Origin of the sequence: Paenibacillus sp. FSL H3-0469 (genome assembly GCF_038051945.1) — a bacterium.
GTDB lineage: Bacteria > Bacillota > Bacilli > Paenibacillales > Paenibacillaceae > Paenibacillus_AQ.
Genome location: NZ_CP150302.1, coordinates 3,307,683 through 3,322,770 on the forward strand (window position 1 = coordinate 3,307,683; position 15,088 = coordinate 3,322,770).

General features: G+C 50.5%; 7 protein-coding genes, 16 tRNA genes and 2 rRNA genes. 3 read left to right on the forward strand and 22 right to left on the reverse strand.

Annotation, left to right across the window (positions count from 1 at the left end; translation table 11 throughout):
• The first annotated feature begins 65 nt into the window (after nt 1-65).
• Both NSS83_RS14300 and NSS83_RS14305 read left to right on the forward strand, forming a co-directional pair.
• Entirely contained in the window at nt 66-743 is a 678-nt protein-coding gene (locus NSS83_RS14300) for an FCD domain-containing protein (RefSeq protein WP_341183944.1), read from the forward strand.
• Nucleotides 740-1,981: an MFS transporter gene (locus tag NSS83_RS14305; RefSeq protein WP_341183943.1), complete on the forward strand. Its 1,242-nt coding sequence runs from the start codon at nt 740-742 to the stop codon at nt 1,979-1,981. The genes NSS83_RS14300 and NSS83_RS14305 overlap by 4 nt, the downstream gene beginning before the upstream one ends.
• A 272-nt stretch (nt 1,982-2,253) precedes the next feature.
• Here NSS83_RS14305 and NSS83_RS14310 read toward each other — a convergent pair.
• From NSS83_RS14310 to NSS83_RS14400, 19 genes are all read right to left on the reverse strand, one after another.
• A tRNA-Leu gene (locus tag NSS83_RS14310) sits at nt 2,254-2,332 on the reverse strand.
• Nucleotides 2,333-2,344: 12 nt separating this feature from the next.
• Nucleotides 2,345-2,418 (reverse strand) — tRNA-Cys (locus NSS83_RS14315).
• A gap of 8 nt (nt 2,419-2,426) precedes the next feature.
• A tRNA-Gly gene (locus NSS83_RS14320) sits at nt 2,427-2,501 on the reverse strand.
• A gap of 6 nt (nt 2,502-2,507) precedes the next feature.
• Nucleotides 2,508-2,582 (reverse strand) — tRNA-Gln (locus tag NSS83_RS14325).
• A 20-nt stretch (nt 2,583-2,602) separates the two neighbouring features.
• A tRNA-His gene (locus NSS83_RS14330) sits at nt 2,603-2,678 on the reverse strand.
• A gap of 48 nt (nt 2,679-2,726) precedes the next feature.
• A tRNA-His gene (locus tag NSS83_RS14335) sits at nt 2,727-2,802 on the reverse strand.
• 27 nt (nt 2,803-2,829) lie between these two features.
• Nucleotides 2,830-2,903: transfer RNA gene (locus tag NSS83_RS14340), tRNA-Trp, on the reverse strand.
• A gap of 6 nt (nt 2,904-2,909) precedes the next feature.
• A tRNA-Tyr gene (locus NSS83_RS14345) sits at nt 2,910-2,995 on the reverse strand.
• A gap of 6 nt (nt 2,996-3,001) precedes the next feature.
• Nucleotides 3,002-3,077, reverse strand: a tRNA-Thr gene (locus tag NSS83_RS14350).
• Between the two features lie 15 nt (nt 3,078-3,092).
• Nucleotides 3,093-3,168, reverse strand: a tRNA-Phe gene (locus tag NSS83_RS14355).
• Between the two features lie 21 nt (nt 3,169-3,189).
• A tRNA-Asp gene (locus NSS83_RS14360) sits at nt 3,190-3,267 on the reverse strand.
• Nucleotides 3,268-3,289: 22 nt separating this feature from the next.
• A tRNA-Met gene (locus NSS83_RS14365) sits at nt 3,290-3,366 on the reverse strand.
• 32 nt (nt 3,367-3,398) lie between these two features.
• Nucleotides 3,399-3,474, reverse strand: a tRNA-Val gene (locus NSS83_RS14370).
• 5 nt (nt 3,475-3,479) lie between these two features.
• A tRNA-Glu gene (locus NSS83_RS14375) sits at nt 3,480-3,551 on the reverse strand.
• A gap of 134 nt (nt 3,552-3,685) precedes the next feature.
• A tRNA-Ser gene (locus NSS83_RS14380) sits at nt 3,686-3,775 on the reverse strand.
• A gap of 3 nt (nt 3,776-3,778) precedes the next feature.
• Nucleotides 3,779-3,854: transfer RNA gene (locus tag NSS83_RS14385), tRNA-Asn, on the reverse strand.
• Nucleotides 3,855-3,916: 62 nt separating this feature from the next.
• A 23S ribosomal RNA gene (locus NSS83_RS14390) occupies nt 3,917-6,843 on the reverse strand.
• A 250-nt stretch (nt 6,844-7,093) separates the two neighbouring features.
• Nucleotides 7,094-8,654: ribosomal RNA gene (locus NSS83_RS14395) — 16S ribosomal RNA — on the reverse strand.
• The 16S and 23S rRNA genes sit together here with 16 tRNA genes alongside, the layout of an rRNA operon.
• 514 nt (nt 8,655-9,168) lie before the next feature.
• Nucleotides 9,169-10,044, reverse strand: coding sequence for a nucleotidyltransferase-like protein (locus tag NSS83_RS14400; RefSeq protein ID WP_341183942.1), 876 nt, complete (start codon nt 10,042-10,044; stop codon nt 9,169-9,171).
• A 128-nt stretch (nt 10,045-10,172) separates the two neighbouring features.
• On the opposite strand from NSS83_RS14400, the gene NSS83_RS14405 reads away from it, so the two are divergent.
• A complete protein-coding gene (locus NSS83_RS14405) occupies nt 10,173-10,538 on the forward strand; it encodes a DUF2614 family zinc ribbon-containing protein (RefSeq protein WP_341183941.1) in 366 nt (121 codons plus the stop codon).
• A 126-nt stretch (nt 10,539-10,664) separates the two neighbouring features.
• On the opposite strand, the gene NSS83_RS14410 is transcribed toward NSS83_RS14405, so the two are convergent.
• From NSS83_RS14410 to NSS83_RS14420, 3 genes are all read right to left on the reverse strand, one after another.
• The gene (locus NSS83_RS14410; protein WP_341348473.1) at nt 10,665-12,386 is read right to left on the reverse strand and encodes a glycosyl hydrolase family 18 protein; all 1,722 of its coding nucleotides are present in this window, start codon (nt 12,384-12,386) and stop codon (nt 10,665-10,667) included.
• A 194-nt stretch (nt 12,387-12,580) separates the two neighbouring features.
• A complete protein-coding gene (locus NSS83_RS14415) occupies nt 12,581-13,012 on the reverse strand; it encodes a Fur family transcriptional regulator (protein WP_209991891.1) in 432 nt (143 codons plus the stop codon).
• Between the two features lie 125 nt (nt 13,013-13,137).
• A complete protein-coding gene (locus NSS83_RS14420) occupies nt 13,138-15,063 on the reverse strand; it encodes a DUF4097 family beta strand repeat-containing protein (protein ID WP_341183939.1) in 1,926 nt (641 codons plus the stop codon).
• Between the last annotated feature and the right edge of the window lie 25 nt (nt 15,064-15,088).

The following is a 15,088-nucleotide window of genomic DNA, read 5'->3' on the forward strand; positions in this document are numbered from 1 at the left end:
CGAAATGAATCTGCTATAATCAACCAGAGTACCAAACATCCTACGTTTGTAAAGGAATGATACAATTGTTAGCTCAGACTCAACGTTTAACCTTGGTGGAACAGGTGGCCTACCAGATCCAAGAGAAGATCGAAAGCAGCGAATGGCAAGTAGGGACGCGTATTCCTCCAGAGCCGGAGCTAATGGAGCAGCTTCAAGTCAGTCGTAATACCTTAAGGGAAGCAATTCGGGCTCTAACCTACGCGGGTCTGCTCAAGACCAGACAAGGGGATGGGACTTATGTATGCTCCTCCAGTGTTTTAGGGTCAGTGATTAGAAAAGTAATAGAGCATACCGATAAGTTTGAGAGCCTGGAGGTCCGGTATGCATTAGAACGAGAGGCGGCTGCCCTGGCTGCGCTCAGGAGAGACGAGGAAGATTTGGCGGCACTTCGGACATGTCTTGACCAGTGCAGACAAGCAGCCGTCCAGCAAGATCTTGAAGCGTATGCTCACTGGGACGTGGAGTTTCACAAAATGGTGATAGCCGCTTCACATAATCAATTGATGTCGAATTTATACAATCATATTTCTGAGGCGCTGCAAAACATGATTTTAGAAATGAAGGATCTCAAAACCGTGGATTTCTATATCGACTCTCATGCCCTGCTCTATCAGGCCATTGCGGATCAGAATGGTCATCAAGCGGAGGAGGCTGTTCGTTTATACATTGACAAAGCCCGTACACAGGAGGCACATCTATGAGTTCACCAGAACAATTGTTAAACAAGCAAGATGGAATATCCAATACCGGTATTCGGAAGCAAGCGACACTCTGGTTCATGATCATAGGAATTATTTTTATCGCAGCGAATTTGCGCGCACCCCTCACCTCAGTGGGACCCTTGGTCAGTCTTATTCGGGACAACGTGCATATTTCTAATACTTTAGCAGGCCTGATTACTACAGTTCCACTAATTGCATTTGCCCTATTATCACCTTTTGTACCCAAATTAGGACATAAATATGGTATAGAACGAATTATCCTGATTTCTCTTATTTTTTTAGTCATCGGTATTGCTGTTCGGTCGTTATCCGGAGCAGCGACTTTATATGTTGGAACTGCAATTCTGGGATTTGCTATTACTATATGTAATGTATTACTTCCCAGTCTGATTAAACGGGAATTTCCGCAGCAAATGGGGACTATGACAGGGGTCTATTCGGTTTCCATGAATCTATGCGGGGCAATTGCTTCCGGTATTAGTATTCCCTTAGCTGTGGGAGCAGGTATGAACTGGCAAGGTGCCCTTGGAGTATGGGGAATACTTAGCTTCATCTCTATTCTCTTTTGGATACCGCTGCTCAAGACTCCAACGAACCCCGCCATTATTGGTAGCAGCACAGATAAGAACCATCAGGTTAAAATATGGCGCTCCCCATTAGCCTGGCAGGTGACTCTCTTTATGGGAATACAATCAGCCATTTTCTATGTGCTGGTTGCCTGGCTGCCTGAAATCCTAAAAGAACAAGGCATCAGTTCGAGTCAATCCGGCTGGTTTCTATCGGTTCTGATTATGGCGTCCCTCCCCTTTGCCTTTATCGTTCCTGTTATGGCAGGGCGTATGTCTAACCAGCGGTCCTTGGTGGTTATTACAACAATCCTACTTTTGATCGGAACACTTGGGCTTCTCTATAGCAGTGTCCAACTGCTTCTGTTGTGGGTGATTATTCTTGGAATTGGAGCGGGCTTTGCCTTTGGCTTATCTATGATGTTTTTCGGTTTACGCACTCAAAGTGCCCATCAGGCGGCGGAACTATCGGGCATGGCCCAATCCATAGGATATCTGCTGGCAGCCATCGGCCCGGCGCTGATAGGTTACTTGCATGACGCCACTCATAGTTGGAGTGCTCCACTCCTGATCTTGGTTGGCGCTTCTGCCCTACTCGGTATCATTGGTCTTGGGGCGGCCAGAAATCAATTTGTGGGTTCTACGAAGTAAGTTCATGATATAAACGACTTAACATATAAGCAGATGACATATAAATTAAAAGAAACAGGCCCTGTGTAGTAAGATACACAGGGCCTGTCTTGTTCTCAGATACATATGGGATAAGGTACGAAAGCTCAAAGAACATAATCATCCTGCAAATGAACGATGCTGGCGCCTCAGTCTTGTTCATGTGCCGATATAACAGATAATGCGTGCCTCTAGGTATACACACAATAAAAAAGCCCACCAGAGAATATCTCTGATGAACTCTTTTAGCGTAATACCGGCGAGAGGACTCGAACCTCCACGGTTTCCCACTCGATTTTGAGTCGAGCGCGTCTGCCATTCCGCCACGCCGGCAAATATTTAAAATGGAGGTGCCACCCAGATTTGAACTGGGGATAAAGCTTTTGCAGAGCTTTGCCTTACCACTTGGCTATGGCACCACATGAAATGGAGCGGACGACGGGAATCGAACCCGCGACCCTCGCCTTGGCAAGGCGATGCTCTACCGCTGAGCCACGTCCGCATATAATGGCTGGGGATATAGGAATCGAACCTATGAATGACGGAGTCAAAGTCCGTTGCCTTACCGCTTGGCTAATCCCCAATATATTTTTTGAAAGAAAATGGGGCGACCGATGGGTCTCGAACCCACGAATGCCGGAACCACAATCCGGTGCGTTAACCCCTTCGCCACGGTCGCCATGTGAAGCTTTTAAGTTGTATTGCTATGTAATTCTTATAAAAGAAATGGGGCGACCGATGGGTCTCGAACCCACGAATGCCGGAACCACAATCCGGTGCGTTAACCCCTTCGCCACGGTCGCCATATGATTCTTTTATATGAAATTACTTGGCAGGGGCAGCAGGAATTGAACCCACACCAACGGTTTTGGAGACCGTTGTTCTACCTTTAAACTATGCCCCTAAAAAATGGTGGAGGCTGATGGATTCGAACCACCGAACACGTACGTGAGCAGATTTACAGTCTGATGCGTTTGGCCACTTCGCTAAGCCTCCACGGTATGGTGCCGGCGAGAGGACTTGAACCCCCAACCTACTGATTACAAGTCAGTTGCTCTACCAATTGAGCTACACCGGCATATTAAGTTGTGTATGGTGGCGCGGGAGGGAATCGAACCCCCGACACAAGGATTTTCAGTCCTTTGCTCTACCGACTGAGCTACCGAGCCATAAAAATGATTCTGTAAAGATGGCGGAACCGACGGGATTCGAACCCGCGGTCTCCTGCGTGACAGGCAGGCATGTTAGGCCAACTACACCACGGTTCCATGTTTGGTACTTTATGGAGATTGGTTGCGGGGGCAGGATTTGAACCTGCGGCCTTCGGGTTATGAGCCCGACGAGCTACCGGGCTGCTCCACCCCGCGTCATTGTACAAAATCTATTCAGTTAAGATAGATGGTGGAGGCTGAGGGGTTCGAACCCCCGACCCTCTGCTTGTAAGGCAGATGCTCTCCCAGCTGAGCTAAGCCTCCATATATGACTCGTATGGGATTCGAACCCATGTTACCTCCGTGAAAGGGAGGTGTCTTAACCCCTTGACCAACGAGCCATGCTGTGTAAAAGTATTGCTACGGAGAGAGGGATACTCTTCACTTCGTTACGAGATTGCGAAGCAGTGCTAACGAAGCCTATGCTCCAACGAACCACTGAGGGTTCTCATCCCTATTCAATGAAGTATTGCTACGGAGAGAGAGGGATTCGAACCCTCGAGACGCTTGTGGCGCCTACACGATTTCCAATCGTGCTCCTTCGGCCAAACTCGGACACCTCTCCATATGGCTCCCCGAACAGGACTCGAACCTGTGACAACTCGATTAACAGTCGAGTGCTCTACCAACTGAGCTATCAGGGAATATACATACCAGGCTTGATCACCTGAAAACTGAATCCGAAACGAATCTGCGTGTTAGAAATTTGGATAAGCCCTCGACCGATTAGTATTGGTCAGCTCCATGCATTGCTGCACTTCCACCTCCAACCTATCTACCTCGTCGTCTTCAAGGGGTCTTACATACTGGGAAATCTCATCTTGAGGGGGGCTTCACGCTTAGATGCTTTCAGCGCTTATCCCGTCCGTACGTAGCTACTCAGCCATGCTCCTGGCGGAACAACTGATGCACCAGCGGTACGTCCATCCCGGTCCTCTCGTACTAAGGACAGCTCCTCTCAAATTTCCTGCGCCCACGACAGATAGGGACCGAACTGTCTCACGACGTTCTGAACCCAGCTCGCGTACCGCTTTAATGGGCGAACAGCCCAACCCTTGGGACCTACTTCAGCCCCAGGATGCGATGAGCCGACATCGAGGTGCCAAACCTCCCCGTCGATGTGGACTCTTGGGGGAGATAAGCCTGTTATCCCCAGGGTAGCTTTTATCCGTTGAGCGATGGCCCTTCCATGCGGTACCACCGGATCACTAAGTCCGACTTTCGTCCCTGCTCGACTTGTAGGTCTCGCAGTCAAGCTCCCTTATGCCTTTGCACTCTGCGAATGATTTCCAACCATTCTGAGGGAACCTTTGAACGCCTCCGTTACTCTTTAGGAGGCGACCGCCCCAGTCAAACTGCCCGCCTGACACGGTCCCCGTACCCGATAAGGGCACTAGGTTAGAACCTAGATACGATCAGGGTGGTATCCCAACGGCGCCTCCGCAGAAGCTTGCGCTCCTGCCTCCACGGCTCCCACCTATCCTGTACAGATCGTACCCAAATTCAATATCAAGCTGCAGTAAAGCTCCATGGGGTCTTTCCGTCTTGTCGCGGGTAACCTGCATCTTCACAGGTATTAAAATTTCACCGGATCTCTCGTTGAGACAGCGCCCAAGTCGTTACGCCATTCGTGCGGGTCAGAATTTACCTGACAAGGAATTTCGCTACCTTAGGACCGTTATAGTTACGGCCGCCGTTTACTGGGGCTTCGGTTCACAGCTTCGGACTAAGTCCTAACCGCTCCCCTTAACCTTCCAGCACCGGGCAGGCGTCAGCCCGTATACTTCGCCTTACGGCTTCGCACAGACCTGTGTTTTTGCTAAACAGTCGCTTGGGCCTTTTCACTGCGGCCCCCTCGGGCTATTCACCCTACCGAGGCACCCCTTCTCCCGAAGTTACGGGGTCATTTTGCCGAGTTCCTTAACGAGAGTTCTTCCGCGCGCCTTAGAATTCTCTTCTCGCCTACCTGTGTCGGTTTGCGGTACGGGCACCTTCTCCTGACTAGAGGCTTTTCTTGGCAGTGTGAGATCATGACCTTCGCTACTGTAATTTTCGCTCCCCATCACAGCCCAGCCTTACGGTGTGCGGATTTGCCTACACACCAGCCTCACTGCTTAGACGGACATCCATCAGTCCGCGTCACTACCCTCCTGCGTCACCCCATCGCTCATAGCGGATTACGGTGGTACAGTAATTTCAAACTGTTGTCCTTCGACTACGCCTTTCGGCCTCGCCTTAGGTCCCGACTTACCCTGAGCGGACGAGCCTTCCTCAGGAAACCTTGGGCTTTCGGCGGATCAGATTCTCACTGATCTTTTCGTTACTCATACCGGCATTCTCACTTGTATACTCTCCAGCGCTCCTTACGGTACACCTTCAACGTATATACAACGCTCCCCTACCCCAGATACAAAGTATCTAGCCATAGCTTCGGTGGTGTGTTTAGCCCCGTTACATTTTCGGCGCAGAGTCACTCGACCAGTGAGCTATTACGCACTCTTTCAATGGTGGCTGCTTCTAAGCCAACATCCTGGTTGTCTGTGCAACTCCACATCCTTTCCCACTTAACACACACTTGGGGACCTTAGCTGATGGTCTGGGCTGTTTCCCTTTTGACAATGGATCTTAGCACTCACTGTCTGACTCCCGGCAAGAAGTAAATGGCATTCGGAGTTTGACTGAGCTTGGTAACCCTTGCGGGCCCCGCACCCAATCAGTGCTCTACCTCCACCACTCCATTCACCGAGGCTAGCCCTAAAGCTATTTCGGGGAGAACCAGCTATCTCCGAGTTCGATTGGAATTTCTCCGCTACCCCCACCTCATCCCCGCATTTTTCAACATGCGTGGGTTCGGGCCTCCAGTGCGTGTTACCGCACCTTCACCCTGGACAGGGGTAGATCACACGGTTTCGGGTCTACGTCCACATACTAAATCGCCCTATTCAGACTCGCTTTCGCTGCGGCTCCGGCTTCTCACCTTAACCTTGCATGTTAAACGTAACTCGCCGGTTCATTCTACAAAAGGCACGCCATCACCCATAGAAAGGGCTCTGACTTTTTGTAAGCACACGGTTTCAGGTTCTATTTCACTCCCCTTCCGGGGTGCTTTTCACCTTTCCCTCACGGTACTGTTTCACTATCGGTCGCCAGGTAGTATTTAGCCTTAGCAGATGGTCCTGCTGGATTCATACGGGGTTTCACGTGCCCCGCACTACTCGGGATCCGTCTCGGAGAGAATACCATTTCGGCTACAGGGCTTTTACCTCTATCGCGGGCCTTTCCAGACCTCTTCGCCTACCATATTCCTTTGTAACTCCATGTGAGACGTCCCACAACCCCAAGAGGCAAGCCTCTTGGTTTAGGCTGTTCCGCGTTCGCTCGCCGCTACTGACGGAATCACTATTGTTTTCTCTTCCTCAGGGTACTTAGATGTTTCAGTTCCCCTGGTCTGCCTCTGCGTATCCTATGTATTCAGATACGAGTAACTGCGAATTACCACAGCTGGGTTTCCCCATTCGGACACCCCCGGATCAAAGCTTGCTTACAGCTCCCCGAGGCAGTTTCGTTGTTCGCCACGTCCTTCGTCGGCTCCTGGCGCCTAGGCATCCTCCGTGTGCTCTTAGTAGCTTAACCAATGTGTTTTCCCTAAGGAAAATCACGGTAGCAACTAATAACTATTTCCACTTGCTTACACAAGTTTCAGCTAAAAGATGTTCTAAAACGCAAATTCGTTTCGGTATCCAGTTTTCAAGGATCAAAGGTAAAGATGAGAGCTTAAACTCTCAAAACTGACCAACGAGTGAGTAACAGGCCTAAACCTGATTGGTTTGGAAGCGAAGCTTCCGATTTGAATGTTTCCGTTGCAGGAAACGATTCTCCATAGAAAGGAGGTGATCCAGCCGCACCTTCCGATACGGCTACCTTGTTACGACTTCACCCCAATCATCTACCCCACCTTCGGCGGCTGGCTCCCTTGCGGGTTACCCCACCGACTTCGGGTGTTGTAAACTCTCGTGGTGTGACGGGCGGTGTGTACAAGACCCGGGAACGTATTCACCGCGGCATGCTGATCCGCGATTACTAGCAATTCCGACTTCATGCAGGCGAGTTGCAGCCTGCAATCCGAACTGAGACCGGCTTTGCTGGGATTGGCTCCACCTCGCGGCTTCGCTTCCCGTTGTACCGGCCATTGTAGTACGTGTGTAGCCCAGGTCATAAGGGGCATGATGATTTGACGTCATCCCCACCTTCCTCCGGTTTGTCACCGGCAGTCACTCTAGAGTGCCCAGCTCAACCTGCTGGCAACTAAAGTCAAGGGTTGCGCTCGTTGCGGGACTTAACCCAACATCTCACGACACGAGCTGACGACAACCATGCACCACCTGTCTCAACTTTCCCCGAAGGGCACCTGATGCATCTCTGCTTCGTTAGTTGGATGTCAAGACCTGGTAAGGTTCTTCGCGTTGCTTCGAATTAAACCACATACTCCACTGCTTGTGCGGGTCCCCGTCAATTCCTTTGAGTTTCAGTCTTGCGACCGTACTCCCCAGGCGGAGTGCTTACTGTGTTAACTTCGGCACCAAGGGTATCGAAACCCCTAACACCTAGCACTCATCGTTTACGGCGTGGACTACCAGGGTATCTAATCCTGTTTGCTCCCCACGCTTTCGCGCCTCAGCGTCAGTTACAGCCCAGAAAGTCGCCTTCGCCACTGGTGTTCCTCCACATATCTACGCATTTCACCGCTACACGTGGAATTCCACTTTCCTCTTCTGTACTCAAGTCACCCAGTTTCCAGTGCGACCTCAGGTTGAGCCCAAGGTTTAAACACCAGACTTAAATAACCGCCTGCGCGCGCTTTACGCCCAATAATTCCGGACAACGCTTGCCCCCTACGTATTACCGCGGCTGCTGGCACGTAGTTAGCCGGGGCTTTCTTCTCAGGTACCGTCACTCCGGTAGCAGTTACTCTACCGGACGTTCTTCCCTGGCAACAGAGCTTTACGATCCGAAAACCTTCATCACTCACGCGGCGTTGCTCCGTCAGGCTTGCGCCCATTGCGGAAGATTCCCTACTGCTGCCTCCCGTAGGAGTCTGGGCCGTGTCTCAGTCCCAGTGTGGCCGTTCACCCTCTCAGGTCGGCTACGCATCGTCGCCTTGGTGGGCCGTTACCCCACCAACTAGCTAATGCGCCGCAGGCCCATCCCCAAGCAGCAGATTGCTCCGCCTTTCATTCTCTCCTCAGGAGAAGAAAGAAATTATCCGGTATTAGCTACCGTTTCCGGTAGTTATCCCAGGCTTGAGGGCAGGTTGCCTACGTGTTACTCACCCGTCCGCCGCTAAGTTTGAAAGGAAGCAAGCTTCCTCTCAAACTCCGCTCGACTTGCATGTATTAGGCACGCCGCCAGCGTTCGTCCTGAGCCAGGATCAAACTCTCCAAATTGGTATTTAGAAAGAGCGATTGCTCATTTTGAAACATCTGACGAGAATTTACATTCTCTAATTTGGATCTCACCGAAGTGATTTCCGATACTCACTCGTTGTTCAGTTTTCAAAGATCAAGTTCATCTTTCGTCGCCGTTTTTTGTCTCAGCAGCGACCTTTATAATATATCACAGCGTCCTCGTTTTAGTCAACCTTTTTTTTATTTTCTTTTTTCGGCTGATTTACGACTGCATTACTGCGCATCGTTATGTCAGAGGGACGAGTTATAATTTATCATAAGAACTGCACCCTAGTCAACCCTAAATATTCTCTTCCCCTTCGGCTCTTCTGCAAACCCGGACAAATAAAATAACCCCACAAAGTGAGGCTTTAGCTTCGATGATGACTCAGGTACTCTGCGGGGGGCCCAAACATATAAATTCTATAAAAAAAGAGAGTACATTCACCCTCTCCATTCTCCCGCTGATGCTATCTATATAGAGCTATTCCCGTCAGTTGGCGATTTGTTAATTTTAGAGCGTATAACGAATGGCATGACCATCTCCGGCATCCACTGCCCACGAGGCGATCTCCCGAATTAATGAACGGGATACCAGCTTGCGAAGCACAAGCGGCAATTCTGCCTGGAGCGGGCTGAGCCCCGAATGCTGCAGAAGCTCCTTAATACTCCACGCCTCCTTACGGCTGCCCAGGATATGAAGCAGCATGGTACAGCAATCCTCCATTTTTGACATGAGGGCAAATTCACAGGCAAGCAGGATAAGCTCGATTCTCTGGTCCAGCGTCTCTGTGCTGATAGTCAATTCTTCATATAGCTTATGGACCGGTGAGTTCAGGCTTTTCACCTGTCCCCATACTGCCGGTTCCGGGAAATACCCCGCTTCACTCACTTCAATGCGCGCCCAATGATACAAGGCAATGAGTACGCAATTATAGGCATCCATGGTACAGCCTGCTTCAATGTAACGCTTGGACTTAATATACATATGTAAAAAACGGGCGAATTCCATAAACAGCACCCGTTCTTTAAGCGGGCCCTCAAACTGAATGAGCTGCTTGCGCATCTCCGCCAAGATTCCCTTCGGATCCCAGAGTACCTCTCCGGATATCAGGCTGCTCAGAAGCTCGTTGTTATCCCCGGCCATGACAGCACGTTCCAGTGCAGACAGCCCTACATGTACCGATTGTGTCCGCGTATCACCGGCAATGCTATGGGTTATGATGCGTTCCGTCTCCTGTTCCTCGTGCAGCAGAAGGACCACCATATCAAAATCGTGCAACAGTGCACTTTGAAACGTGGCATCCCCTCTTTGCCGCCAAGCAACGGCTCCCAGAACATTCTCCTCAAATGTCTCCCCGCTTAATAGGGTCAAATTGGACAGTTCCATACTTCCCTCCATCAAATTTGGCGATTTTGCGTCCGTCAGTTATAATCTCTATACATAAGCTTATTCTACATATTCATGCCAGTTCCTCCTGAACAACCGAACTATATTTCAGTTAGGAGATCATACTCATGAAATTTAAATCGGCTAAAATCAATGCTTTTCGCACCTGGGGATTGCTTCTGACCATGCTGGGCATGGGTCTCATGATCATGGGAACCGCAGGCATTGTATTCTGGGGATCTGCCGGAAAAGTCGTCGCTGCTGTCGGTCTTGTCATTGGACTCGTCTCCATGATGGCCAGTCTGGCTATTTATTTCTGGGCGGGCATGCTCTCCACCAGTGCGGTTCAGGTGGAATGTCCGGAGTGCCATAAGCTGACCAAAATGCTGGGCAAAACTGACCGCTGTATGTTCTGCCATACCATCCTCACCATGGACGCTGCACAAGCTACCATTACTGCCGAAGAGCTTGAAGCCCAGCAACTGAAACACTAATCCTCTGCAAGCAGCGCTTACTGACATTATGCATTTATTAAGAGACAAGGTAATGTAAGAATAGTATTGTCTGCCAAAAAAGGTGTTGTCCACTGTAGGACAACACCTTTTTATAATGAAATCATCTTATTTAATAATTCCCTTCAACGCTTCCCATGCCTCCGGACTGGCGAAGCTCCGGTTCCAGGCTGCCACACCGCCCAGCTTCAAGGACTGGGCCAGCTCTACCCTGGCTGTGAGCGAGGTGCTGTCCTCGATCCAGATTTTGCGGAGAACATCATCTTCCTTATACTCCACGTAGTTCTGTCCGGCTTCCTTATCGAATACCGGTGTCAGCTTCTTCTCGGCAATGATCTCCTTGACCGCATTCATGCTGACGGCCTTGGAGCTTACTTTGGTCTTGCCCTTCTCGGTGGCTTCCGTCCAGATCCGCGTATAGAGCGGCACTCCCAGAATCAGCTTCTCTGACGGCACCTTATCCTCCTCGATAATCCGGTTCATAGAGGTCTTAACCCATGGTAGAGAGGCTACTGATCCCGCAACCGGACTGGCTGCCCAGTGCTCATCGTAGGCCATTACAACCAGGAAGTCGGATACGGCGGCAAGCGCCGGACGGTCGAGGAACAGGGACCACATCTCGCTCTTAGATTTCGGCGTTACGTCAATAGAGACAATCAGATTCCGGCTCTGGGCCATCGGCTTCAGTTCCCGCATGAACTGGGTTACGTTCGGTCCATCCTTGGTGTACACATTCTCGAAGTCGATATTAATCCCGTCTAAGTTATACAGGTCTGCATACTTAAGCATCTGCACAATGGCATTCATCCGATTGTCGTACGTAGATAAGGCTCCAGTAGTCAAGTCTGGTTCAAAGCTGTTGCTCAGCAGCCCCCATACTTCCATACCATGATTATGCGCCCAATCCACATAAGAGCGGTCCGCCTGGCTGCGTACATTCCCCTTCACATCAATAATACTGAACCAGGTGGGGCTAACCACGTTAATTCCAGGCAAGGCTGCAAATTTGGCCGGGTTCGGCTTGCGTTCGTACACGGCTTCCCAGAACATGTTAACCGGCTTGCCCTTCCAGCTGCGTTCAGCTCGTGTAGGTGTTTCGGGCTTTTTTTCTACCGTTCGGGTACCGTCTTCGGTAATATCATCCGCCTGGGCGTAGCCCGAATAACCGTTATCAAGCTGGGCGTATACCCAGTCCTTGGTGTCCGTATTCCAGATTCGTACGACATCCCCAGGATTCATATCTGCAAAAATCGGTGCATGCACCGAGGGTTCACTGCGCAGGGCTTTCGTTTTGCCGCCTTCTTTGCCCTTCACCTTGCCAAGCGGCACCGATTCTCCCGCAGTCATAAGCAGCACCGCACCAGTAGCTGTATCCTCTTCGATCTCGAAGCCGTACAGATTCTCCAGTGTATCTGCCGGAAGATAGGTCACTTTATCTTTAACCTCGGGAGCAAGGCGAAGCTGCAGAGGTTCATTGTTCAGAGCTGCGGCCTTGGATTCCTCCTGCATGTACAACAGACTGCTGTCCGTTGAGAGGATAACTGATTTGCTCTCTTTTTCATAGCGGATAGAAGGATCTACATATTCCTGCAAAAAAGGCAGCGGTAAAAGCAGTCCGTCCCCTGTGCCCGATGCTGAATAGCCGGTAAGCTGTCCCTTCACAAAAATCGGCTTGTCCAGGCCCTTCCAGTCCGGGTCCAGATGCTGGCGGTTCGGCAGTACATAATAAACAACCCAAAAGGCTGCGGCGGCTATGATGACAAGTCCCAATAAGCGGCGAGTAAGACTTCCACGCTTCGTGACGCGTCTTTGTCTCTGTCTTCTGTCCAAAATAGGTCCTCCAAACCGTTCGTTGAATTTTAAAAGCAGGCAACACTTCTGTTAAGTATACGCCATGCAGGCGAGCTTGGTTGCGCGAATCTCTTGGAAGGTTTGTATTTTTGTAACAGCTTGATTCTCTATCTATACAAAAAAACGTGCAGAATCCGCTCTCGGACCCTACACGTTTATAAATATTATTCCATTCAGTGCTGCTTCTCGCCGCAGCCTTTGCATACACCGTACAGCTCCATACGCAATCCATGAATCTTAAAGCCTGTGGCCTGTTCGGCCTGCCGCTCTACTTCATGAAGAGTAGAATAGCTGAAATCCTCAATCTTACCGCATTCCTGGCAGATAACATGATAATGATCAGATACATTGGCGTCGAAACGGCTGGAATTATCACCGTAGGTCAGCTCACGGACCATACCTGCTTCCATGAACATCTTAAGATTGTTATACACAGTTGCCACACTCATGCTCGGAAACTGAGGCTCAAGCGCCCGGTAGATGTCGTCTGCCGTAGGATGATTCATCGCTTCCATCAGATACGTTAGAATCGCATGACGCTGAGGCGTAATACGGACACCGGTTGTCTTGAGTTGCTCCAATGCATGCTGTACGCCACTACCCATCCATGCCACCGCCTTTGATTATACAACTTAATAATAATTCTAATGTAATTGTATGACTCTGCTTTCTACGTTGTCAATGAAGTCATTACATTATATTTATTATTATATAATAAATATTCCTTATTTCAATATTTGCTCACATTTAAATTGCTGTTTCCGTCTACCCGCAGCTTGAATTCGCCGGTTCCGATCTGGCCGGAAAGCACTTTTTTATCAATCACGAGTCCTGGCAGGTCTGTTACGATATCTCCATAGCCGCTGGAGCCCTCCACCGTATAATTACCCGTTAGCGGCAGAAACAGTTCAATATCCCCCACCGCACTGTAAATATCCCAGTCTCCCCCGAAATCCCCGGAGCGGATGCTGATCCGGCCATTCAGCGATTCGGCATGCAGCTTGGCTCTCGCTCCGGAGACCTCCACATTGCCGTTCTTTGTGGACAGATCCAGCGCATCCCCGCTGTCATATGCCGTGATGTTGCCGACCGCCGTTGACAGCTTCAGGGCGCCTCTGACGTCCCAAGCCCCCATATCGCCTCCGCTTGTCCCCAGCTCCACATTGCCCAGGACATCTCTGGCACGCACCGCTCCGTTTAAGGTTTTACCTTTTACATTGCCGTAAATGCGGTGCAGGATCAGCTCCCCGTTCCCGGTCTCCAGCGAGATGTCGGCAATAGCTTCTACATTCTGCAGGGTAATTCCGCCATTCATTGTACGGACATTCAAGTCAAACCGCCGGTCTTCCGGCAGGGAGATATCGAGGTTGATCCGCGGCTGGCGTTTGCCGGATTCACCGTACGCCTTACTCTGGGGTGTAATCTTGATCGTTGTGCCCTCTGTCACCTCGACAAAAGACTGATCGGCTATGGATTCAGCCAGTACCCCGTCCAACTGGTCCACCCATACGGTTGCCGTAATCTCGATATCCTCCACAGCAGCCCGGTGAATGAGAATGTCTCCATTAATAGCGTCAATATTGACCTTGGAGGTGTTCAGTTCGACCGGCACCATTACCGGAGCCTTCGTATAAGAGCTTCCTTCCGCTTCCCCGTAATCGACCGCCGCCACGGTCAGGTTAAGACTCACCTTATTCCACAAATGCAGATAGTGCTCCTGCTCGGTTACGATAAACACACAGGCAGCCAGTATTACCGCAGAGAACAATCCCCGCAGATCCATCCGCGCTCTTCCAGCCGTACCATTCTGCTTCAGCCGGCGGAAAAGAATATAGATCAGCAGATACTCTACTCCCCATAATACCGGAATGATGGGCCACCATTTGAGCAGCAGCATCATATAATCTGTTCCATCGCGCCAGTCCAGAAGAAGCAGGATTCCGACAGCAGCCAGCGTTACTGAGGCCGTATATCTGCCGATCCGCCGTTTCTTACGCTCCTTGTCCTGACGCGCTATGGAGTCCCTGGCCATTTCTCTGATTCCCATAAGCAAGCCAAGTCCTATCAGCACCACGGAGGCGGCAGCACCGGCAGAGGTCTCAATAAATTCCCGAAGCCAGGGTGGCCTTTGCTGGAAAAGAAAGAGCAGCGCCCCGCCGATAAGCAGCAGGAGGCCAAAGGAGATCCCCGGCTCGCTGATCCTTACCCGGCGTCTTGAGGTTGTACTGGCACTCATGGTCTCCAGCTCTTCAGGATCATGCTCTTCAGGATAACGCAGAATCCGGTCTGCAGTCTGGAGCGCGTCAAACACATTATAGAAGTATAATACCGGGATCAGCAGCCCCAGCAAAATCAGCAGCGGTACATTAATTTGCATCCCGATAGATGAGAAATACAGCAGTGCCACAATATCCAGCACAATAAGGAAAATGACAGAAATCCCTTTGCGGAGCAGCCCGAGATAGAGGTGTCCCGTGCCGGGAAGCACTGCAGCAAGCAGGCCGGCTATAAATTTACGTTTGCGCGGACGGCGCTTGGGACGGGGAGGGATGTAGGGGGCCTTCAATTCTCCGTCTGCTTCAGACAGCGGCATGCCTGCCCCGTTCTCTTCCTCCCGTACGGGAAGCTCCTCATGATTCTGATAACCGGAATTCATTCTCGGTACTCCTCCTTTCTAAAAT

Excerpts from the sequence above, each read along its gene's own strand:
- NSS83_RS14305 (WP_341183943.1), top strand. The coding sequence starts at position 740 with ATGAGTTCACCAGAACAATTGTTAAACAAGCAAGATGGAATATCCAAT.
- NSS83_RS14420 (WP_341183939.1), bottom strand. The coding sequence starts at position 15,063 with ATGAATTCCGGTTATCAGAATCATGAGGAGCTTCCCGTACGGGAGGAA.
- NSS83_RS14400 (WP_341183942.1), bottom strand. The coding sequence starts at position 10,044 with ATGGAACTGTCCAATTTGACCCTATTAAGCGGGGAGACATTTGAGGAG.
- NSS83_RS14415 (WP_209991891.1), bottom strand. The coding sequence starts at position 13,012 with ATGGGTAGTGGCGTACAGCATGCATTGGAGCAACTCAAGACAACCGGT.
- NSS83_RS14405 (WP_341183941.1), top strand. The coding sequence starts at position 10,173 with ATGAAATTTAAATCGGCTAAAATCAATGCTTTTCGCACCTGGGGATTG.